Here is a 22,265-nt window from a genome sequence, read left to right as displayed (position 1 = left end):
CGACAGTGTGCCGTGTCGCCTTCTGGATCCCGGCTCGCGCTCCGCGCGTCCGGGACACGAGGGCTACTTCTTCTTTCTGCTGTCCAGCGCTGTCTTGCAGGTGGCGCTGAGCTGGTCGCGCTTGGCGTTGAGACAGGCGACGATGCCGCCGCCCGGCGCGATGCCGGCGCAGAATTTGTCATAGTCCGCCTTGCACGCGCCGCGCGTTTCGGCTGACTGTGCCGTGGCCCCGGAGAACGCGACGACGAATGCAGTAGCGGCAAAGCTCAATTTGAACATTGTATCTCCGAGGACGGAAGGCAGGAGCCGGTAGCTCTACATGAAGATCGCGACATTCAACATCAACAACATCAACCGCCGCCTGCCCAATCTGTTGGCATGGCTGCGCGCGGCGAAGCCCGATGTCGTCGCGCTTCAGGAGTTGAAGGCAAGTGATGGCGAATTTCCGGCGGCCGCCATCGAAAAGGCCGGCTATGGCGCGGTGTGGCGTGGACAAAAGACGTGGAACGGCGTCGCCATCCTCGCCCGCAACGCCGAGCCTGTGCTGACGCGCGACCGATTGCCGGGAAAGCCCGCCGATCTCGAAGCGCGCTACATCGAGGCCGCCGTGCGCGGCGTCATCGTCACCAGCATCTACCTGCCCAACGGCAATCCGCAGCCGGGACCGAAATTCGACTACAAGCTCGACTGGTTCGCGCGGCTGCGGCGCCACGCCAAGACCTTCATCAAGCAGGACCTGCCGGTGGTGCTCGCCGGCGACTACAACGTCGCGCCCACGGAGATCGACATCTATCCGACGCGTTCATGGGACAAGGATGCGCTGATCCAGCCGAAGAGCCGCGCGGCCTTTGCCGCGCTGGTCGAGCAAGGCTGGTGCGACGCGATCCGCGAATTGCATCCGGACAAGCGCATCTACACGTTCTGGGACTACATGCGGAACCGCTGGCCGCGCGATGCGGGCCTGCGGCTCGACCATCTCCTGCTCAGCCCAGCCTTGGCCTCACGGCTAACGAAGGCCGGGGTGGACAAGAAGATCCGCGGCGAGGATGGCGCAAGCGACCACGCGCCGGCGTGGGTGGTGTTGCGGTGACCCTCACCACAAATTCCTGCCGTCGATCACGTTCACCGGCACGGCCTCCAGATCGAAATCGTCGAACAGGCGCGCGTTGACGGCGACCTTGGGATTGTCGAAATCGGGCTTGCCGCTCGACCAGTCCGGCGACTCCGAAAAGGTGCCGCAGCCGCACGTCGCGCAAAAATGGTGTTTGACGGTACGGCTGCCCCAGAGATAGGTCGCCACGTTCTCCGGCGGCGACAGCAATCGGAACTGCGCCGGCTTGTAATAGGCCCACAGCGCGCCGCGCTTGGCGCAGAGCGTGCAGGTGCAGCGCGTCACGCTCGAAGGCGCCTCCGTCACCTCGAACACCGTCTCACCGCAATGACAGCTTGCCTCGATCGGCATGATCCGCTCCCGTTTTGTCAGGAGCGCGGTCGTAGCCGGCCGCTGCTGCCAACATGCTGTCAGCAGCGGCACGGTCAAAACAAAAAGGTGAAAACAACCCCATGCACAGTAGGAGACCTCAGTCCGGTCACACAGCGCACCGCGCCGGCGTGAGAGGCTCTTCAGGTGGCCCCCTCGTCGGGAATATTGAGAACATTGCCGCAGGCCTTACAATGGACGGCGTCGGCATCATGCCTCTGGAGTCCGCAAGTCGGGCACGGAAATCGCACCTTGTGCGGACTGAGCAGTGCGCGGGCGAGATTGAAGAACAGCGTGACGCCGAAAATCATGATCACGACGGTGATCAAGCGGCCGACCGTGCCCGGCAGGGTAATGTCGCCGAAGCCGGTCGTCGTCAGTGCCGTGACGGTGAAATACAGGGCATCGGCATAGTTCCGGATCTCATCGTTCCGAAACTTCTGGGTCTCGTAGACGACGCCGGTCATGACGAAGATGAAGACCGCCAGATTCGTGACGGCGAAGATGACGTCTTCATTGCGACGAAAGAATGGAGAATCGAGGCGGAGCCTCACCAGCATCTGGTAGTCGCGAAGCAGCCCCAACGTCCGCAGGATCCGGAGAAAGCCGCCCGCTTCGCCGGCAAGCGGCGCCAGGAAGGACACGATCGCGACCATGTCTGCCCAGGTCGCGAGCTGGGTGAACTTCCGAAGCGGATGCCGATCGACCAGGAGCCGAGCCGAGAAGTCGAGAAGCAGTATGGCGCCGAACAGAACATCGAGCGTCTCGACGATGTCACTGGGCTGCAGGAACGAGGTTGCAATGATCAACAGCACCGTCACGATATCGAAGACGAGCAGCGCATAGCGGAAGCGCACGCCGTCCGGCGTTGCGCCCTCGTAAAGGCGGCGGACCTTGCTTCGGAGAGACGTTATGGTCACGGCACCATGATCGCGGTTCGCACGAATGATGCCAACTCGGAACGGGTGCCGCAAGGTCCGCCCCAATCGCGCTGTTTCTGCCGGAGCAGCAGAACGTTGCCGCCCCCGAAAGAATGGCGCGCGCAATTCAGGAACGAGGAGACGAGGCAGCACTCGCGACAATGTTCGCCCTCTCCAGCCCCTCCGGCTACACTGCCCCGATTCCCGGAGCGCTCCCCTTGGCCTTCCTGTTCGTCCTCACCACCGGCCTCATTGCCGGCACCATCTCAGGCATCGTCGGCACCGGCTCGTCGATCATGCTGATGCCGGTGCTGGTCTATGCCTACGGGCCGAAGGAGGCCGTGCCGATCATGGCGGTGGCCTCCGTGATGGCGAACTTCTCCCGGATCCTGGCGTGGTGGCGCGAGGTCGATTGGCGGGCTTGTGCGGCCTATTCGGTTACGGGCATTCCGGCGGCGGCGCTCGGCGCGCGGACGTTGCTGGCACTGCCCGCGCATGCCGTCGATCTCGCCATCGGCCTCTTCCTGATCGCGATGGTGCCGGTGCGGCACTGGCTGGCGCGGCACGACCTCAAGGCCAATCTCTGGCATCTTGCGATCGGCGGCGCGGTGATCGGCTATCTCACCGGCATCGTGGTCTCGACCGGGCCGCTCAGCGTGCCGCTGTTCCTGTTCTACGGCCTGTCCAAGGGCGCCTTTCTCGCCACGGAGGCGGCCTCCTCGCTCGGCCTCTATTTCGCGAAGTCGGTGACCTTCGAGCGTTTCGGCGCGCTGACCGGCGAGGTCTTCATCAAGGGCCTGATCGCGGGCTCCTCGCTGATGTCGGGCGCCTTCATCGCCAAGCGCTTCGTGCTGCACCTGAAGCCGGACGTGTTCCGCCTGGTGATGGACGCGATCATGATCGCGGCCGGGCTCTCGATGCTCTGGAACGCAGCGCAGCCGTAACCCGGCCACGGCTCAGGCGGCGAATTCCGGGGTGATCGATGGGCTGTCAGCCATGACGCGGCTCGCCGCCGCCGGCTGGCCATCGAGCCATTGCAGCACGGCCTCGAGCGGCTGCGGCCGCTGGTAGAGGAATCCCTGTCCGAGCCGCACGCCCATCTCGCGCATGGCCGCGGCCTGCTCGGCGCGCTCGATGCCTTCGGCGACCAATGTCAGCCCCAACGTGGCGGCGAGCGATGCGATGACGCCGACGATCGCCTTGTCCTCCGCGCTGCCGGGAATTTCGCTGATGAACGCCTTGTCGATCTTCACCTTGTCGAGCGGAAACCGGCGCAGATGGGCGAGCGAAGAGTAGCCGGTGCCGAAATCGTCGAGCGCGATCGTGGCGCCCAGGCGCCGCAGGCGATGCAGCGTTTCGGAGGCGCTGGCGATGTTGTTGATCAGCGATCCCTCGGTGATCTCGAGCTCGAGCATCGATGCCGCGACACCGAAGCGCGCGCAGGTCGCGCGCAGCTCGGCGGCGAGCGAATGGTCGGCAAGCTCGGACGGCGGCAGATTGATCGCGATCCGGATCTGCGGCCTGCCCGCAGCCGCCAATTGCTGCAAGGCCCGGCAGGCATCGGTCAGCACGTACCGGGTCAGCCGCGCATTGTTGCCGCTGCGCTCGATCAGCGACAGGAATTCGCCGGGGCCGATCACGCCGTGCTCGGGATGGCGCCAGCGGATCAGCGCTTCCAGGCCGACCACCTCATGGCTGTCGAGATCGACCTGGCTCTGGTACCAGACCTCGAACTGGCCCTCGGCAAAGCCGGTGGGAATGGCGAGCTCGAGATCCCTGCGCCGGCGATAGTCGCGCTGGAGCGCTTCGTCCAGCACGGCGACCGTGCCGGGCGCCTTGCTCTTGGCATGATAGAGCGCGATGTCGGCGAGCGTCGGCAGATGCGACAGCTCCGGATCGTCGGCGTGGCGCACGGCAAGGCCGATGCTGGCGCGCGGCACCACCTGCTTGTCGTGGAGGCGGATCGGCTCGGAAATGGCATCCAGCACGCGTTGAGCGAATGCGTGCGCGGCCTGTTCGTCGCGCACCTCGGGGCGAATGACGACGAACTCGTCGCCGCCGAGCCGGGCAACCCAGTCCTCGGCTTCGACCGCGCGACGAAGGCGCCGCGAGATCTGGACCAGGAACGCATCGCCGGCCTCGTGTCCGAAGGTATCGTTGATGCCCTTGAAGTCGTCGAGATCGATGAAGCAGAACGCGACCAGCGTATCCGCCGCGCCTCCATTCTGGCTCGTCACGGCGAGGCGCTCGGTCAGGGAGCGCCGGTTCGGCAGCCCGGTCAGCGGATCGTGCGTCGCCATGTGCCCGAGCCGGTCCAGCGCGCCTGACGTCGTGTGCTGCATGGCGTTGAAGGCGCGCGCGAGCTGGCCGAATTCGTTCGAGGACGTGACATCAGCCGGATAGGCCCGGCCGTCCTGCTTGCTGCGCTGGATCGCCGACATCATGGCCGCGAGCGGCCTGCCGATGAAGATGTTGGCGGAGATCCGCATGGCGATCAGGGTCGCGAAGGTTGCGAGCAGCCCGACGACGAGCAGCAGCATCAGGCGGCTGCCCGCATCCGCGTAGAGCGCCGTACGCGAATAGGCGATGGCGATGCGGCCGGCCTGAACGGCCATATTGCCGTTGCTGTAGCGGATCGGGTGCGAGACCTCAGCAACCGACTGGCCTTCCGAGCGCGCGACCACACGGGCGATCGCGGCGCCTGTATCGTCGTAGACGGCCGCCGCCGCGATGGTCTCGTCGTGCATGATCTCGTTGAGCACGCCCGTGACCTGGTCGTAACGCATCTTCCAGAGCGGCTCGGCGATCAGCTCGGCGCGGCTCTCGGCGACGCGGGCCATGCGGGCGTCGAGCTGCCTCAGCTGCGACCAGAAGCTCGATGCCTCGACGCCGGCGGAGGCGAGCAATTGCACCAGCAGCAGAACGGGCACGGTGGCCCAGATCATCGCGTGGACGACCGAGCGCAAGCGCGGTGGCGCTGCCTGCTGCTTGCGATCCGGATCGGTCATCGCCTCACCCTTGCGCATCAATCCGCGACGCCTTCGGCAAGCGGCAGCGACGAGATGAGCGCACCGAGGGAGAAGTCATATTGGCCGCAGCGCCCGGCCTGCGCCCGGAACCGCGTGAAGTCGATCCGGTCGAACGCCCGGGTCCTGATGAGGTCGCCGACAGACGCGAGATTGTCGCGGGTGATCGCCGACGTCTTGACCTCGACGCGGGGCGAAACGGCGGCGAAATCGCAGCCGTCGGCATAGTCGCGCAGCAGAACGACGGACCAGCCGCCGAGCAGGAAATGCCCACCATCGGTCAGGAGCATGCGACCGGCCTTGATCTCGCGCATCGCATCCTCCGACCAGTTGAGGCCGACCACCTGGATGTTCTGGCCGGGCACGAGGCCCGCGGCGATTGCCGCACGCAGCGCGCCGAGCGCCATCGGATCGTTTCCAGCCCAAATCCCGGCAGGCCGGATTTCCTTGCGTGCGGCCCAGCTCAGATAGTTTGCCGTAACCCGCTCGGCCTCGGACTGCGTCCAGTTGGCGAACAGCATGCGGTCCACCACGACGTCGGACGCAGCATCCGCCGCGAGCTTGAGGCCGGCATTGCGGGCGATCGAGGCGGGCGTGGTCTCGTCGCCACCGATGCCGAGAATGTGGATCTTGCCGTCCGCGCTCTGCCATTTCTCGGCACGCGCGGCCGTGATCAGCGCATCGGCCATCCGCGCGCCCGCAATCTGAAGATCGGTCGTGATGTCGCCGAGCCAGGTCTTGAGCTTGTGCCTCGGCGGTCCAAGACGCACCGCGTCCTCGCCGATCAGCGTGTTCGAAAGCAGCAGCGTCTTGACGCCCGCGGCCTCGGCGGCCTCCAGGATGGGAACGGCGGCGGATTCCTCGTTCGACAGGATGAGGAAGTCCGGCTTGTCGGCACGGGCCACCACGCCGAAGCCGAGCTCCTGCATGGTGCGGTAGTTCCGCTCGCTGGTCAGCACCTCGACATGCGCGTCGAGCTTGCGGCCGGCAGCCTGCATGGTCTGCGCGACCATGTCCCAATAGACCTCGCCGGACTTGCCGGGATTGACGAAGACGATGTTGAGGGGCTTGGCAAGGCTGCGGCCAGCGGACCCGAAAACGCCGCAGGCCACGCCCGCCGCGAGCAATATTCGCAGAAATCTCGTCATCTTCGCCGCCCCCGTTGGTTCCGAGATTGGGCCCCCGTCCGCTAAGAATTGGCAAAATCCAGCCGGGCACGGCGGCACAGAGCTAACGAAGGGTATATCTCCGGTGCCAAATTGAGATATTCGAAGCTCCGGCGATCGGCCCGCCATTCCGTGCTATCAGCACATCCGAAACCCGCGACTCGCGCTCCCCATGGCCAAATCCACGCTGTCCTTCGTCTGCCAGAACTGCGGCGCGGCCTATAACCGCTGGCAGGGCAAGTGCGAGTCCTGCGGCGAGTGGAATACGCTCGCGGAAGAAGACACCAGCGGCAGCGTGCCGGTGTCGATCCGCTCCAAACGCAAGGGCCGAACGTTTGCGCTGGAGAGCCTTGCCGGCAAGAGCCCGGACGCGCCGCGCCTGTCCTCGGGGATGACCGAGCTCGACCGTGTCACCGGCGGCGGCTTCGTGCGCGGCTCGGTGCTGCTGGTCGGCGGCGATCCCGGCATCGGCAAGTCGACGCTGCTGACGCAGGCGACCAGTCTCCTGGCGCGCGCCGGCCACCGCGTCGTCTACATCTCCGGCGAAGAGGCGGTCGCCCAGGTGCGCCTGCGCGCCGAGCGGTTCGGGCTGTCGGACGCGCCGGTGCAGCTCGCGGCCGAGACCTCGGTCGAGGACATCGTCTCGACGCTGTCGGAGGGCGCAGTGCCCCGGCTGATCGTGATCGACTCGATCCAGACCATGTGGACCGACACGGTGGAATCGGCGCCCGGCACGGTGACGCAGGTGCGCGCTTCGGCGCAGGCGCTGATCCGCTTCGCCAAGAAGACCGGAGCCGCCATCATCCTGGTCGGCCACGTCACCAAGGACGGCCAGATCGCCGGCCCCCGCGTGGTCGAGCACATGGTCGATGCGGTGATGTCGTTCGAGGGCGAAGGCTCGCAGCAATTCCGCATCCTGCGCGCGGTGAAGAACCGCTTCGGTCCGACCGACGAGATCGGCGTGTTCGAGATGACCGGCCTTGGCCTGCGCGAGGTCACCAACCCGTCGGAGCTGTTCCTGTCCGAGCGCGATCTCGGCACGCCCGGCACGGCGGTCTTCGCCGGCATCGAGGGCACGAGGCCCGTTCTGGTCGAATTGCAGGCACTGGTGGCCCCAACCTCGCTCGGCACCCCGCGCCGGGCCGTGGTCGGCTGGGATCCGAGCCGGCTCTCGATGGTGCTGGCCGTGCTGGAGGCCCATTGCGGGGTCAAGCTGTCCGGCCACGACGTCTATCTGAACGTTGCCGGCGGCCTGCGCATCCACGAGCCCGCGGCCGATCTCGCCGCCGCCGCGGCCCTGGTGTCGTCGCTGGTTAATGCGCAGTTACCCACCGATGCCGTCTATTTCGGCGAAATCTCGCTGTCGGGCGTGGTGCGCCCGGTGGCGCAGACCCCGGCCCGGCTGAAGGAGGCGGCAAAGCTCGGCTTCCAGCGCGCGGTGCTGCCCGAATCGGCACGGGGCGATGCGGGCGGCGACGCCGGCCTGTCCCTGAACACGGTGAACAGCCTGACGACATTGGTCGCCGAGATCGCAGCCCGGGGCTCCCGCCGGGGCGAATCCAGCGCGCAGCCAGAGAAAAATGCCACACCGGCAAGATTCCGCCGCGGAGAGGGTTAGGTGGAGGTGACGCCGGAGGCCCTCGCCGCTATACAGCCGTCACAAAAGCAGCATGGGATTGCGTGGTTGCGGCCTTGCCGGGAACGCCGTCTGCCCTTCTTTTAGGGCAGCGGCCAAACACCGATTCGCTAGAGCACCTTTGAAGTACGAGCGGACCAGACCAGCCGATGCCAGTAACACTCCTCGACCTGATCCTGCTCGGTGTGATGCTGATCTCGGGCCTGCTCGCCATGGTCCGCGGCTTCATGCGCGAAATCCTGTCGATCGCGGCCTGGGGTGCGGCGGCGATCGTGACGCTGTATTCCTTCTCGAAGCTGCTGCCCACCGCCAAGAGCTATTTCAACAACGATACGGTCGCGAGCGTGGTCGTGGTCGCGGGCGTGTTCGTCGGCACCCTGGTCGTGGTCTCCGTCATCACGGTCCGGATCTCCGACATGATCCTGGATTCGCGGATCGGCGCGCTGGATCGCACCCTCGGCTTCCTGTTTGGGCTGGCTCGCGGGCTTTTGATCGTGGTGGTTGCCTTCCTGTTCTTCACCTGGCTGGTGCCGGACAAGCAGCGGCCGGACTGGGTCACCGGGGCCAAGTCCCGCGTCGTGCTCCAGGGAACCGGCGATTGGCTGATGGCCCTCTTGCCTGACGACCCCGAGAACACCATCTTGAAGAGATTCAAGAAAAACAAACCAGATGATGATCAAGCTGAATCCGAGCAGCAGCCTTCGGGCAGTGGCGACGGGTACAGTAAATCGGCTCGTGACGGCATGAAAAAGCTGATCGAGAAACCTGCGGCGCGTTGATACAGCCCTAGAGAGAGGCGAGAACGAGATGCGACACCCTGACCAGGACGCCCTGCTTGATCTCGATCCAAACGCCGGTCCAGGCCCGGCCGCACTCGAGCTTCAGGACGATCTGGAAGGCGATACGCTGCGCGAGGAATGCGGCGTCTTCGGCATCTACGGCCATCCTGATGCGGCCGCCATCACCGCGCTCGGCCTTCACGCCCTGCAGCATCGCGGCCAGGAGGCCGCCGGCATCGTCTCCTACGACGGCAGCCGCTTTCATTCAGAACGCCGCCTCGGCCTCGTCGGCGACACCTTCTCCCGCCGCGAGGTGATCGACCGCCTGCCCGGCAGTGTCGCGGTCGGCCATGTCCGCTACGCCACGACCGGCGCCACCATCCTGCGCAACGTGCAGCCGCTGTTCGCCGAGCTCAATGCCGGTGGCCTTGCGGTCGCCCACAACGGCAACCTCTCCAACGGCCTGACGCTGCGCCGCGAACTCGTCAAGAACGGCGCGATGATGCAGTCGACCTCCGACACCGAGGTGATCCTGCATCTGGTGGCGCGCTCGAGGCGCAGCCGCTTCATCGAGCGCTATATCGACGCGCTGCGCGAGATCGAAGGCGCCTATGCACTGGTCTCGCTCACCAACAAGAAGCTGGTCGGCGCGCGCGATCCGCGCGGCATCCGCCCGCTGGTGCTCGGCGAGCTCGACGGCTGCCCGATCCTGACGTCTGAGACCTGCGCGCTCGACATCATCGGCGCCCGCTTCGTGCGCGACATCGAGCCCGGCGAGGTCATCGTGTTCGACGAGAACGGCCAGGACATCCACAAGCCGTTCCCGCCGATGGCGCCGCGCCCCTGCATCTTCGAATACATCTACTTCTCGCGACCGGATTCCATCGTCCACGGCCGCTCGGTCTACGAGGTGCGCAAGAATTTCGGCGCGCAGCTCGCACGCGAGAGCCATGTGCCTGTCGACGTCGTCGTGCCGGTGCCGGATTCCGGGGTGCCCGCGGCGGTCGGCTACAGCCAGCATTCGGGCGTGCCGTTCGAGCTCGGCATCATCCGCAACCATTATGTCGGCCGCACCTTCATCCAACCGACGCAGGCGATCCGCGAATCCGGCGTGCGCATGAAGCACTCGGCCAACCGCGCCGCGATCGAAGGCAAGCGCATCATCCTGATCGACGACTCCCTGGTGCGCGGCACCACCTCGAAGAAGATCGTGCGCATGATGCGCGATGCCGGTGCCAAGGAGGTGCATTTCCGTCTCGCCTCGCCACCGATCCTCTACCCTGACTATTACGGCATCGACCTGCCCGACCGCGGCGGCCTGCTGGCAGCGACGCATTCGCTGGAGGAGATGCGCGAGCTCATCGGTGCGGACTCACTCGCCTTCCTGTCGATCGACGGCATGTACCGCGCCATGGGCGAGCCCGGCCGCGATCCCGCCAATCCAAAGTTCGCGGATCACTGCTTCACCGGCGTCTATCCGACCCATCTTACCGACCAGACCCAGACCGAGCCGCAGCCGCGGCAGCTGTCGCTGCTGGCGGAGGCGAGCTGACGGCGAACGCGTCATCGCGGGGCAGTCCGTAAGGACCGAACTATGGTGCGCAATTGCGCACCTGAGGATCTCGACATGTTGCCTCAAACCTCTGGATTCCGGGTTCGATGCTTCGCATCGCCCCGGAATGACGACCATGCGGAGGGCTTGTCCCGGCCGTCCACGGCTGTAAAACCCCGCCATGACAAAGCCCCTCGCTGACCGTATCGCTCTCGTCACCGGCGCCTCGCGCGGCATCGGCTATGCCACCGCTATCGCACTGGCCAAAGCCGGGGCGCATATCGTTGCCACCGCGCGTACGCAAGGCGGGCTCGAAGAGCTCGACGACGAGATCCGGAAAGAGGGTGGCAGTGCCACCCTGGTGCCGCTCAACCTCACCGATTCCGACGGCATCGCGCGTCTCGGCGCCGGCCTGCACGATCGCTACGGCAAGCTCGACATCCTCGTCGGCAATGCCGGCGTGCTCGGCCCTTCCTCGCCGATCGGCCATATCGAGCTGAAGACCTTCAACGAGGTGATGGCGGTGAACGTCTCCGCGAATTTCCAGCTGATCCGCTGCATGGAGCCGCTGCTGAAGCAGTCCGATGCCGGCCGCGCCGTGTTCATCACCTCGGGTGCCGCCAACAAGGCCACCGCTTACGTCAGCCCCTACGCGGCGTCCAAGGCCGCACTGGAGACGCTGGCACGCGCCTGGGCACAGGAAACCGCAAACACGAAGCTGCGTGTCAATCTGTTCAATCCCGGCCCGGTGCGCACCCGCATGCGCGCAACGCTGATGCCCGGCGAGGATCCGGCGACGCTCGACACGCCCGAGCAGGTTGCCGAATTCATCGTGCCGCTGTGCGCGCCCGACTGGACCGAGACCGGCAAGTTCTACGACTACAAGACCCGCACCCTGATGAGCTTCCGCGCTCCGGCCTGATTGCCTTCGGACGCCATGCCCGGGGGCATGGCCATACCGCCGAAGTCGGTGCCGGAAAGCGCAATCAGAAATTCACGCTGACATCTCACGCGCTGAAATAGCGTCTCAACGCATTTTGCCCAAAAGTTAACCGAAGGATGACGCTAGGACGCAGCGTCATCCGGCTTTAGGTGCATTGCCGTCGGCCGTGGGACACGGTAGAGCGATCACTTGGAACAAGGCTCCCAAAGAGAGCCGTTCGCATATTTGACAATGGAGGAAGCCTTTTATGACGATGCCCGCACGCCGCACCGCGGCCCTTCTGGCCTGTGCCGCTTTCGGCTTTGCCACATCCGCCTTCGCGCAGGACAAGACCATCAAGATCGGCGTGCTCAACGACATGTCGAGCCTCTATGCCGACATCGGCGGTCCGAACTCGGTCGCGGCAGTGAAGATGGCGGTCGAGGATTCCGGCCTGAAGGCGAAGGGCTGGACCATCGAGGTGCTCTCCGGCGATCACCAGAACAAGCCCGACATCGGCGTCAACATCGCCCGGCAATGGATCGACGCCGACAAGGTCGACGCCATCGCCGACACGCCGAGCTCCGGCGTGGCGCTCGCGGTGAGCAACCTCGTCAAGGAAAAGAACGCGGTGCTGCTCAATTCAGGTGCGGCCACCGCCGACCTCACCGGCAAGGCCTGCACGCCCAACACCGTGTCCTTCACCTACGACACCTACATGCTCGCCAACGGCACCGGCAAGGCGCTGACCAAGGCGGGCGGCGACAGCTGGTTCTTCCTCACCGCGGATTACGCGTTCGGCCATGCGCTGGAGCGTGATACCGGCGCGGTCGTCACGGCGACCGGCGGCAAGGTGCTCGGCGGCGTCAAGCACCCGCTGAACACGGCGGACTTCTCCTCCTTCCTGCTGCAGGCCCAGTCCTCCAAGGCCAAGATCATCGGCCTTGCCAACGCGGGCGGCGACACCACCAACGCGATCAAGCAGGCCGCCGAATTCGGGATCGTCCAGGGCGGACAGAAGCTCGCCGCGCTGCTGCTGTTCATCAACGACGTGCACTCGCTCGGCCTGAAGACGGCGCAGGGCCTGACCTTCACTGAATCCTTCTACTGGGACCTCAACGACCAGACCCGCGAATGGTCGAAGCGCTTCCAGAAGGTCTCGCCCAAGGGCTCGATGCCCTCGATGACGGTTGCGGGGCTCTACGCCGAGATCCTGCATTACCTGAAGGCAATGGAAGCGCTCGGCAGCAATCCGCATGACGGCGCCAAGGTCGTCGCCAAGATGAAGGAGCTGCCGACCGACGATCCGCTGTTCGGCAAGGGCCCGCTGCGCCAGGACGGACGCCGCCTCATCCCCGCCTATCTGTTCGAGGTGAAGAAGCCCGAGGAGTCGAAGGGACCGTGGGACTATTACAAGCTGGTCGCCACCATCGCGCCGGAAGATGCGGCCAAGCCGCTCAAGGACAGCGACTGCCCGCTGGTGAAGAAGTGACCGTGTAGCGGTCATCCCGGGATGGTGCGCACGGGACCGCGAAGCGCGGCCCGCAGCACCAGACCCGGGATCTCGCGCGACATGCGACACTGCCGTAGGGTGGGCAAAGCGAAGCGTGCCCACCACTGTTTCGTAGCATGAACAGATCGTGGGCACGGCGCTTACGCGCCTTTGCCCATCTTACGAGACCGTCTTCGTAACGCCCAGCGAGCGCACCGCGATCGCAACGCACACCACCATCAGCACCGCGGCGAGCAGGAACGGCGCGCCGGGCAGATGCAGCGGCGCGCTGGCGCCGATGAAGTAGGAAAACGTCAGCGTGAACAGGAACGGGCCGACGAGCTGCGATACGCTCTGCACGCTCGCGGTCGCGCCCTGCAGCTGGCCCTGCTGATCCGGCGCGACGAGCCGCGTCATCAGCGCTTGCGAGGCGGCACCGGAGATGCCCCACAGCGCCAGAACGGGAATCCCGAGCCACGACAGCGGTCCGGTCGGCGCAGCGCCGAGCACCACGAAGCCGACCGCGCCGCAGCACAGGCCGAGCAGCAGCGCATTCCGCTCGCCGAGCGCGCGCACGATGGGGCCGATCGCAAACCCCTGCACCACCATGGCGCAGATGCCGACCATGGCGAGCGTCAAGCCGACCGTCTTGGAATCCCAGCCATAGCGATAGGTCGCATAGAGCACGAAGGTCGAGGGCAGCACGACGTGGGCGACCTGCGCGATGAAGTTGACGATCGACAAGGCGGCCAGCACCGCGTTGGAGCGCAGCAGCTGCAGCGCCCCGAGCGGATTAGCGCTGCGCCAGTGGAACGGCGCGCGCTTGTCGGGCGCAAGCGACTCCGGCAGCACGAACAGGCCATAGAGCGCGTTGGCGAAGCTCAGGGCCGCCGAGGCCCAGAACGGCAGGCGCGGATCGATATCGCCGAGCAGGCCGCCGAGCGCCGGCCCTAAGATGAAGCCGGCGCCGAAGGCCGCCCCAATCCGGCCGAAGACCGCCGCACGCCGTTCCGGCGGCGTGATGTCGGCGATATAGGCGAAGGCGGTCGAGATGCTCGCCGAGGTGATGCCGGAGATGACGCGGCCGACGAACAGCCACGCAAGCGACGGCGCCAGCGCCATCAAGACGTAATCGGCCGCGAGCCCGAAATTCGACAGCAGCACCACCGGCCGCCGTCCGAAACGATCGGACAGCGCCCCGAGCACCGGCGAGAACACGAACTGCATCAAGGCCCAGGCGGTGCCGAACACGCCGAATATGCGCGCGGCATGTGCGGTGTCGTTGTCGACGAAACTTTCGATCAGCTTCGGCAGGATCGGCATGATCACGCCGAGCGCGAGCATGTCGAGGAGGATGGTGACGAAGATGAAGGCGACGGCGCCGCCCCTGGCCGGCGCTGCGCCGTGCACCACCACTTCGCCCGCGCCGTCGCTCACGACGGCCGCTTGCGCTTGTGCGCGAAGGGATTGGCCTTCTCGCGCAGCGTGATGCGCACCGGCGTGCCCGGCAGCTCGAAGGTCTCGCGCATCGAATTGGTGAGATAGCGCAAGTAGGATTGCGGCACGGCGTCCGCGCGCGAGCAGAACAGCACGAAGCTCGGCGGGCGCGCCTTGGTCTGGGTGATGTAGTTCAGCTTCAGCCTGCGGCCGGAGACCGCGGGCGGCGGGTTGGCCTGGATCGCCTGCTCGAACCAGCGATTGAGTGCTGAGGTCGGCACGCGCCGGTTCCAGATCGCATAGGCGTCCTGGATCGCCTGCATCAGGCGGTCGATGCCCTCGCCCATCAAGCCCGAGACGGCGACGATGGGCACGCCCTTGAGCTGCGGCAGCCAATGGTCGGCGTCGCGGCGCAGGCCCGAGATCGCGCCGCCGCCCTTGGTCTCCATCAGATCCCATTTGTTGACGGCCAGCACGACCGCCCGTCCCTCGCGCTCGATCAGGTCGGCGATGCGCAGGTCCTGCTCCTCGAAGCGGTTCTGCGTGTCCATCATCAGCACGACCACTTCGGCAAAGCGCACCGCGCGCAGCGCGTCGGCGACCGAGAGTTTCTCCAGCTTCTCCTCGATGCGCGAGCGCCGGCGCAGGCCCGCGGTGTCGAACACGCGAAAGTCGCGGCCCTTCCAGTTGATCTCGACGGCGATGGAGTCGCGCGTCGTGCCGGCCTCGGGGCTCGTCAGCAGGCGCTCCTCGCCGAGCAGATGGTTGATCAGCGTCGACTTGCCGGCATTGGGCCGGCCGACGATGGCGACGCGGATCGGGCGCGTCGCGGCCTCCTCCTCGGTGAGCGGCGCGTCGTCCTCATCCTCGTCTTCCTCGACGGGCTCCGGCATCAGGCCGGCGAGCGCATCGTAGAGCTCGCCCATGCCCTCGCCGTGCTCGGCCGAGATCTGGATGGGATCGCCGAGGCCGAGCGCGAAGGATTCCATCGCACCGGCATCGCCGTGCTTGCCCTCGCTCTTGTTGGCGACGAGCAGCACCGGCTTGTTGGCCTTGCGGGCGAAATCGGCGAAGGCGCGATCGGTCGGCGTCAGGCCGATGCGGGCGTCGACGACGAAGAACAGCGCGTCCGCCTGCGCGATCGCGGTCTCGGTCTGCTCCTGCATGCGCGCCGTCAGCGAGCCCTTGGCGCCCTCGTCGAGGCCGGCGGTATCGATGATGGTGAAGCGGAGATCACCGAGCCTGGCCTCGCCTTCCCGGCGGTCGCGGGTGACGCCGGGTAGATCATCGACCAGCGCGAGCTTCTGCCCAACCAGGCGGTTGAACAGCGTCGATTTGCCGACATTGGGCCGGCCGATGATGGCGATCGTGAAGGACATCGGTCATTCGTGCGCTGCCGGGGCTGCGCCTGTCAATGCAGGTGGAATTACTAGCGCGAGAAGCTGCCGCTCGGCAGCGGCGCCGGGAAGGCGCTCTGCGATTGCTGCTGCGCGGCCGGGGCGGGTTGCGCCGGCTGCGCCGGCTGATCCGGCGCGGTGGTGCGCCTGCGGACGATCTTGTGCTTGGGCGGCGGAGCGGACGTCGCTGGCGCGGCCTCCGGCTGGGCTTCGCCATCGACCTCGCCGGCGGGTGCTGCGGCTGGCGCGGCCGCCGTGGCGGGCTGCTTGGTATGCTTTGCCTTGGCCCCCTTCGCCGGCTTGGCCGGCTCCGGCTCCGCGGGCAATGCCGCCACGGCAGGTGCGTTCGGGTCGGGTTGCTGCTGCTGCGCGCCCTTGTACAGATCCCTCGGCACGCCCTGCTCGAGCCCCGGCACGCCTTCGGGGAAGACCGGCTTGCGGTCGCCCGGCAGCTTCTTCTTGGTGTCGAGGAAGTCGAGCAGGTCGCTCGGATCGAAGCTGGAGCAGCCGCCCAGGGCGCCGGTGAAGGCGATCAGGACGGCGGCTGCGATCAAGCGGGGCGTGCGGCGCATCTTGGTGTCTCGTTACGTCAGAGAACCGTCGTCAGCTTTTGGCGACGGGTGGCAACAAAGCCTGGAGCGCCTCGGCGCGCGAGCGCAGGCCGGGCGGCGTTTCGCCGTCTCCGTCAATCGCCTCGAGCCATTTGCGGGCTGCGGTCATGTCGTTGTTGCGCCAGGCCGACAGCGCCAGCATCTCGCGGGCGCTGTGGCGGAAGGTCGATTTGGGCGCGGCGGAAGATTCCAGCCGCTGCTGCATGTCGGCGTAGCTGGCGCTGTCGAGCACGAGGCCGGCCGCGCGGATCTTGGCCAGATCCTGCCACTCACCGCCAATGCTGCGGTCCGCGGCAATGTCGTCATACATCTTCGCGCCCGCCTTGGGATCGCGGCTCGCGGCCTCGGCCGCAGCGCGCAGCCGCGCCAAGGTGCGATAGCCGGACGGTGCCTTGGCAGCGAGCTCGGTGAACGCCTTCTCGGCGTCCTCGTGCTTGCCCTGCTCGGACAGCTCGACGGCCTTCTCGAACACGGCGCCGGCCTCGGCGGCCTTCCTGGCCTCGAAATATTGATAGGCGCGCCAACCGCCGACGGCGGCCACGACCAGCACCATCAGGGCGATGAAGTAGATCGAATACCTGTCCCACAGCTTTTTGAGCTGTTCGCGACGTACTTCCTCGTCGACTTCGTTAAAGAATTCAGACACTTATGCTAATCCCATGCCCGTCCGGGTGCGCGCGCCAAGGCGTTCGCGTCAGGAATCCCGTCCCCGCGTGGCGGCGAGGTAGCCTAACGATATGGCGGTGGCAAGGCAAAGCGAGCCCGATCAAGGCGTTAACCACCCGGGACAGCCCGGATGCCGCTGCCCGGCTCAAGCTCCCAGCAGCTCCCGCAGCTGCCGCTTCAGCACCTTGCCGTTGGCGTTGCGCGGCAGCGGGTCTGCCGTGATCGCGATGGTTTCGGGAACCTTGTAGTCGGACAGGCGCTCGGCGCACCAGGCGCGCAGGTCCGTATCGGCCACCGGCTGTCGCGTCACCACCACGGCGTGGACGCGCTCGCCCAGCACCGGGCAGGCCTTGGCGATGATCGCGCTCTCGACCACGGCGGGATGGCCGGCGAGCACGGATTCGACCTCGGCCGAATAGATCTTCAGGCCGCCGCGATTGATCATGTCCTTCTGCCGGTCGAACACGCGAACGAACCCTTCCGCATCGACCGAGCCGAGATCGCCCGAATGCCAGAATCCGCCCGTGAAGCTTTCGGCGGTGGCCTTCGGATTATTCCAGTAGCCCTTGATGACGGAGGCGCTCTGGATCCAGAGCTCGCCGATCTCGCCGGGAGGCAGCTCGCGTCCGTCCGGGCCCATCACCACGATGCGCGCGCCGGGGCACGGCAGGCCGACGCTGTCGATGTGGCTCTCGGTCAGCTCGCCCGGCATGATCGTCGAGGGCGAGGTCGTCTCGGTCGCGCCGTAGCAGTTCATCAGCTTCAGGCCGGGAATGTTCGCCTTGAGCTTCTCGATGGTGGCGACCGGCATCGGTGCGCCGCCGAAGCCGCCGATGCGCCAGCTCGACAGATCGCAGCCGTCGAAATCGGGCTGGAGCAGGCAGAGATTGTACATCGCCGGCACCATCACCGTGTAGGTCACGCGCTCGCGCGCGGCGAGCTTGAGGTAATCGGCGGCCTTGAACTCGGGCATGATGATCAGCGCCCCGCCGCAGCGGATCATGGTGGTGATGTTGGCGACGACGCCCGTGACATGGCCGAGCGGCACCGCTGCGATCGAGCGATCGGCCTCCGTCAATTGCAGGCAGGACACGAACACCATGGAGGAATGGACGATGTTGCAATGGGCCAGCATCGCGCCCTTCGGCTTGCCCGTGGTGCCGGAGGTGTAGAGGATCATCGCGGTGTCCTCCTCGCCCACCTCGATCGGTGCCACGGCCGGCGGGTTGTCGGCGAGCCCTGCGAAACGCGACAGAGCCGGATCATCGGCGACGGCGATGCGATGGATCACATCGGGCACATCATGCGCATCGGGCAGCCGCTCGGCGAGCGCGGCTTCGTGGATCAGGATCTTGGCACCGCAATCGGCGAGCACATAGGCGATCTCCGGCTTCTGCTGGCGTGTGCTGAGCAGCACGGTGACCAGCCCCTCATGCGCGGCGGCAAACAGCAGCAGCGGAAATTCGATGCGATTGCCGAGCAGGATCGCAACACGATCGCCGCGCTGCAATCCAAGCTTGCGAAATCCCGCAGCGATCCGCGCGGCCTGCTCCACCGCGTGGCCCCAGCTCAGGCGGACATTGCCGCAGATCAACGCTTCGCCCTCGGCATTGCGGGCGCAGGCGTCCGCGATCATCGCCCAGAGGCTCGATGGCCGATCGCAAAACGCCGGCACTACTCGATCGCCAAAGCGCGCCACGAGCCCCATCGGCGGGATCTGAGATTGCGACCAGTCCATCGGGATGCCCTCGGCTTGTTGCTCTTGTTATCTTGTTATCTTCTTATCTTCCGCGCATGGACATCCGGGTTTCGTCTTGTGCTGACCAGCTGACTTAATTCTTGCGCATGATCTTATCGGAAAACCGTTGCACACTTTTCCGGATCATGCGCTAGACCCCGATCACGGGCACACCGATCACCACCGGATGGAACGCGAAGGCCAGGGCCAGATAGGCGACCACGCCGACCGCGACCGCGATCAGATCGTTGGTGACGCCGCCGACCGGAATCGGCGGGCCGCCGGCGTCGGTGCGAGCTTTAAGCGAGATGCGGTCATAGACCGCCCAGCCCAGGAACGAGCCGAACAGGATGATGGAGCCGAGATCGCCATTGGCCAAAAGATGCGCCGCGGCCCACAGCTTGATGCCGGCCAGCATTGGATGCTTCAGCGTCGCGTAGATGCGGCCACGCATGTAGGACGCCACCACGAGGATGACTGCAGGCAGCATCAAGGCCAGCGTGATGTGCTTCATCGCCTTCGGCGGATACCAGACGTCGATCCAGCCGGAGCTGCGGTAGTGGGCATAGCCCCAGATGATCAGCGCCAGCCCTGCCAGCGAGACCGCCGAATAGAGCAGCTTGTAGGTCCCCTCGCCCAGCCTCGCGATCGCCTGCGCCCGTGCCTCTCGTTTGGTTGTGAAGATATGGGATGCAAAAAACAGCACCAGCCCCAGGATCATGACCAGCAGACCCACGACACCCTCCCCGCAAAGCAGCCCCCGGCTCTGAGGTATCATCGATTGGCTGCCGCTCGCAACTCGCGCTACTTGCCGAGCTCCCGATTGTCGACATAACGGATGGCGATGGGTCGCCCGGCCAACGCCCCGCCAAGACCGCTCGTGAACTTCAGCGGCAGGCAGGCCTTCAGCGATGAATTGATCGCGTTGAGATAGGTGGTTCGGATATCCGCCGGCACACCCGCAGTCGCGTATGTGAGGCGCGGCGGGCCGATCAGGCCGCCGGCCTTGTTGAAGCTGAAACGCACCGACATCTGCATGCCCGTGCGCGCACGGTCCGATGGCGGCGACCAGCAGCTGCGCAGCGCGGCGAAGAGGTCGCCGATCGTATCGAGGTCGTGATCGGGCTTTTGATATTTGGCGCGATCAGCTTCCGCCGGCACGCTTTCGACGGTGAGTTGGAGGTTCTGGCCGTAAGGGTAATCGATCTCGGGAATGCATGGCCCGGGTTCGAGCGGGCTGCAATAGGACGGCGTGCAGGGCTCGCCGTCGAGCACGCTGCAAGGCTCGTGCGCGAACGGGATCGGATTGATCTGGCGCGGCCGTGCGTCGACGACGATCGTTGAGATCGTCAGCAGGATCAGAACGAGAATGCCGCGCCACATGGAGTGAGCTCGCAAGGTCACGAGAAAAGTGGCGCTGTCCATGAACGCGTCAAGTCCGCGCGCGTTCACATGCTCGCGTTCAGGCACGCTGTCGTCGCCCGGCTTGACCGGGCGACCCAGTACTCCGAGACGGTAGTGGCTGAATCGACAGGCCGCGGCGTACTGGATGTCCCGGTCAAGCCGGGGCATGACAGCGGAAGGTGTGCTTGCGTGACAGCGGAGGGTGTGCTTGCGCAGCGGGTATGTGGCCGCCCAGCGGAGGGCGCGCCGCCCTACCCCTTCTTCTTGACGTCCTTGACATTGCTGAACTCGATGCCCTCGGCCCGCTCCCGGGTGTAGCCGAGATAGAACTCGTTGCGGGCGAGATAGACGGGATCGCCGTCGACGTCGTCGGCGATGCTCGAGGTGTTGGCGGCGATGAAGGTGTCGAGCTTCTTGCGGTCCTCCGAAGAGACCCAGCGCGCCAGCTGGAACTCGCTGACCTCGAACTCGACCGGCAGCGAATATTCCGCCTCGAGCCGCGCCTTGAGCACGTCGAGCTGCAGCGCGCCGACCACGCCGACCAGCGCCGGGGCGCCATCGCGGGGGCGGAACACCTGCACGACGCCCTCTTCCGACATCTGCTGCAGCGCTTCCTTCAGCTTCTTCGCCTTCATCGCGTCGGTGAGACGGACGCGGCGGACGATTTCCGGCGCAAAGCTCGGCACGCCGACGAAGTTGAATTCCTCGCCTTCCGTCAGCGTGTCGCCGATGCGCAGCGTGCCGTGGTTGGGAATGCCGACGACGTCGCCGGCAAAGGCTTCGTCCGCGACCGAGCGGTCCTGCGCGAAGAAGAATTGCGGGCTCGACAGCGGCATGCTCTTGCCGGTGCGCACGAGCTTGGCCTTCATGCCGCGGCTGAGCTTGCCGGAGCAGAGGCGCGCAAAGGCGATGCGGTCGCGGTGGTTCGGATCCATGTTGGCCTGGATCTTGAACACGAACGCGCTCATGCGCGGATCGGTGGCCTCGACCTTGCGCTGGTCGCTGTCCTGCGCGCGCGGCTCGGGCGCGAACTTGCCGAGACCTTCCAGCAGATCGCCGACGCCGAAATTGCGCAGCGCGCTACCGAAATAGACCGGCGTCAGATGGCCCTCGCGGAACGCTTCCAGCTCGAACGGCTTCGACGCCGCGGTGACGAGCTCGAGCTCGTCCTTCACGGCGGAGACGTCGAGATTGGCGTTGAGCTTGGCCAATTCCTCGATCGCGATCTGCTGCGCCGCGCCGGTCTTGGCGCCGCCGCCTTCGAGCAGGCGCACGCCGCCATTGACGACGTCATAGGTGCCGAGGAAGTCGCGGCCACGGCCGACCGGCCAGGTCATCGGCGTGGTGTCGAGCGCCAGCGTCTTCTCGATCTCGTCGAGCAGCTCGAACACGTCGCGGCTCTCGCGGTCCATCTTGTTGATGAAGGTGATGATCGGGATGTCGCGCAGCCGGCACACCTCGAACAGTTTTCGGGTGCGCGCCTCGATGCCCTTGGCGGCGTCGATCACCATCACGGCGGAATCGACCGCCGTCAGCGTGCGATAGGTGTCTTCCGAAAAGTCCTCGTGGCCCGGCGTGTCCAGGAGGTTGAACACGAGGCCCTCGAACTCGAAGGTCATCACCGAGGTCACGACCGAGATGCCGCGCTCGCGCTCGATCTTCATCCAGTCCGAACGCGTGTTGCGCCGCTCGCCCTTGGCCTTGACCTGGCCGGCGAGGTTGATGGCGCCGCCGAACAGCAGCAGCTTCTCGGTCAGCGTGGTCTTGCCGGCGTCGGGGTGGGAGATGATCGCAAAGGTCCGCCGCCGCGCCACCTCAGCGGCAAGCGGGGAACGGGCCGGCGATTCGGCTGTGGTGGTGGCGATGTCGGACATGGCGGGAGCGTGTGGCAGGGAAAACGGGCCTGATCAAGCCTCATTTGGTGATTGCGGGGACTTCCGGCCAGCCCCATATCGACGCTTGATTATATCAGTCTTGGGGGAGGACGGCCTTCCCCGCCCATCAGCACCTCAGCCGCGGGGACGACCCTGCCTTGATGG

At 66.0% G+C, this 22,265-nt stretch carries 20 protein-coding genes; 7 read left to right on the top strand and 13 right to left on the bottom strand.

What is annotated here, in order from left to right:
* Nucleotides 1-63: 63 nt before the first annotated feature.
* Nucleotides 64-279, bottom strand: coding sequence for a hypothetical protein (locus N2602_RS17560; RefSeq protein ID WP_172786439.1), 216 nt, complete (start codon nt 277-279; stop codon nt 64-66).
* Nucleotides 280-319: 40 nt separating this feature from the next.
* Between N2602_RS17560 and N2602_RS17555 the strand changes: the two genes are divergently transcribed.
* Nucleotides 320-1,090: an exodeoxyribonuclease III gene (locus N2602_RS17555; RefSeq protein WP_260383404.1), complete on the top strand. Its 771-nt coding sequence runs from the start codon at nt 320-322 to the stop codon at nt 1,088-1,090.
* A 3-nt stretch (nt 1,091-1,093) separates the two neighbouring features.
* Here N2602_RS17555 and N2602_RS17550 read toward each other — a convergent pair whose 3' ends face one another.
* Together N2602_RS17550 and N2602_RS17545 are read right to left on the bottom strand one after the other, a co-directional pair.
* Nucleotides 1,094-1,462: a GFA family protein gene (locus N2602_RS17550; RefSeq protein WP_260383403.1), complete on the bottom strand. Its 369-nt coding sequence runs from the start codon at nt 1,460-1,462 to the stop codon at nt 1,094-1,096.
* A gap of 161 nt (nt 1,463-1,623) precedes the next feature.
* Nucleotides 1,624-2,400, bottom strand: a complete 777-nt coding sequence (locus N2602_RS17545; protein WP_260383402.1) for a potassium channel family protein — start codon at nt 2,398-2,400, stop codon at nt 1,624-1,626.
* Nucleotides 2,401-2,618: 218 nt separating this feature from the next.
* Between N2602_RS17545 and N2602_RS17540 the strand changes: the two genes are divergently transcribed.
* A complete protein-coding gene (locus N2602_RS17540) occupies nt 2,619-3,344 on the top strand; it encodes a sulfite exporter TauE/SafE family protein (RefSeq protein ID WP_260383401.1) in 726 nt (241 codons plus the stop codon).
* A 12-nt stretch (nt 3,345-3,356) separates the two neighbouring features.
* On the opposite strand, the gene N2602_RS17535 is transcribed toward N2602_RS17540, so the two are convergent.
* The gene (locus N2602_RS17535) at nt 3,357-5,426 is read right to left on the bottom strand and encodes a bifunctional diguanylate cyclase/phosphodiesterase (protein ID WP_260383673.1); all 2,070 of its coding nucleotides are present in this window, start codon (nt 5,424-5,426) and stop codon (nt 3,357-3,359) included.
* Entirely contained in the window at nt 5,426-6,574 is a 1,149-nt protein-coding gene (locus N2602_RS17530) for an ABC transporter substrate-binding protein (RefSeq protein ID WP_260383400.1), read from the bottom strand. The genes N2602_RS17535 and N2602_RS17530 overlap by 1 nt, the downstream gene beginning before the upstream one ends.
* Before the next feature lie 190 nt (nt 6,575-6,764).
* Between N2602_RS17530 and radA the strand changes: the two genes are divergently transcribed.
* The 5 genes from radA (at nt 6,765) to N2602_RS17505 (ending at nt 12,973) form a co-directional block, all read left to right on the top strand.
* On the top strand, nt 6,765-8,210 hold the full coding sequence (radA, locus tag N2602_RS17525) for a DNA repair protein RadA (protein WP_260383399.1): 1,446 nt from the start codon (nt 6,765-6,767) through the stop codon (nt 8,208-8,210).
* A 167-nt stretch (nt 8,211-8,377) separates the two neighbouring features.
* A complete protein-coding gene (locus N2602_RS17520) occupies nt 8,378-9,007 on the top strand; it encodes a CvpA family protein (protein ID WP_172786433.1) in 630 nt (209 codons plus the stop codon).
* 28 nt (nt 9,008-9,035) lie between these two features.
* Nucleotides 9,036-10,559, top strand: a complete 1,524-nt coding sequence (purF, locus tag N2602_RS17515; RefSeq protein ID WP_212257527.1) for an amidophosphoribosyltransferase — start codon at nt 9,036-9,038, stop codon at nt 10,557-10,559.
* 181 nt (nt 10,560-10,740) lie between these two features.
* Nucleotides 10,741-11,481 (top strand): SDR family NAD(P)-dependent oxidoreductase, encoded by a 741-nt coding sequence (locus tag N2602_RS17510; RefSeq protein WP_260383398.1) that lies wholly within the window; start codon nt 10,741-10,743, stop codon nt 11,479-11,481.
* Between the two features lie 268 nt (nt 11,482-11,749).
* Nucleotides 11,750-12,973, top strand: a complete 1,224-nt coding sequence (locus N2602_RS17505; protein ID WP_172786430.1) for an ABC transporter substrate-binding protein — start codon at nt 11,750-11,752, stop codon at nt 12,971-12,973.
* 180 nt (nt 12,974-13,153) lie between these two features.
* On the opposite strand, the gene N2602_RS17500 is transcribed toward N2602_RS17505, so the two are convergent.
* The 8 genes from N2602_RS17500 to N2602_RS17465 form a co-directional block, all read right to left on the bottom strand.
* Nucleotides 13,154-14,410 (bottom strand): TCR/Tet family MFS transporter, encoded by a 1,257-nt coding sequence (locus N2602_RS17500; protein WP_260383397.1) that lies wholly within the window; start codon nt 14,408-14,410, stop codon nt 13,154-13,156.
* A complete protein-coding gene (gene der, locus N2602_RS17495; RefSeq protein WP_260383396.1) occupies nt 14,407-15,789 on the bottom strand; it encodes a ribosome biogenesis GTPase Der in 1,383 nt (460 codons plus the stop codon). Before der ends, N2602_RS17500 begins: the two co-directional genes overlap by 4 nt.
* 50 nt (nt 15,790-15,839) lie before the next feature.
* Complete coding sequence (locus tag N2602_RS17490) at nt 15,840-16,379, bottom strand: hypothetical protein (RefSeq protein ID WP_260383395.1); 540 nt, start codon at nt 16,377-16,379, stop codon at nt 15,840-15,842.
* 31 nt (nt 16,380-16,410) lie between these two features.
* Complete coding sequence (locus tag N2602_RS17485) at nt 16,411-17,064, bottom strand: tetratricopeptide repeat protein (RefSeq protein ID WP_260383394.1); 654 nt, start codon at nt 17,062-17,064, stop codon at nt 16,411-16,413.
* Nucleotides 17,065-17,229: 165 nt separating this feature from the next.
* Nucleotides 17,230-18,822 carry a class I adenylate-forming enzyme family protein gene (locus tag N2602_RS17480; protein WP_260383393.1) on the bottom strand — a complete coding sequence of 531 codons (1,593 nt, stop codon included), beginning with the start codon at nt 18,820-18,822 and terminating at the stop codon, nt 17,230-17,232.
* Nucleotides 18,823-18,973: 151 nt separating this feature from the next.
* On the bottom strand, nt 18,974-19,558 hold the full coding sequence (locus tag N2602_RS17475) for an NnrU family protein (RefSeq protein ID WP_260383392.1): 585 nt from the start codon (nt 19,556-19,558) through the stop codon (nt 18,974-18,976).
* Nucleotides 19,559-19,626: 68 nt separating this feature from the next.
* A complete protein-coding gene (locus N2602_RS17470) occupies nt 19,627-20,205 on the bottom strand; it encodes a hypothetical protein (protein WP_260383672.1) in 579 nt (192 codons plus the stop codon).
* Nucleotides 20,206-20,477: 272 nt separating this feature from the next.
* A complete protein-coding gene (locus tag N2602_RS17465) occupies nt 20,478-22,100 on the bottom strand; it encodes a peptide chain release factor 3 (RefSeq protein ID WP_172786423.1) in 1,623 nt (540 codons plus the stop codon).
* Between the last annotated feature and the right edge of the window lie 165 nt (nt 22,101-22,265).

Source organism: Bradyrhizobium sp. NC92, assembly GCF_025200865.1.
GTDB lineage: Bacteria > Pseudomonadota > Alphaproteobacteria > Rhizobiales > Xanthobacteraceae > Bradyrhizobium.
This window is presented reverse-complemented; position numbering and strand designations above follow the sequence as displayed.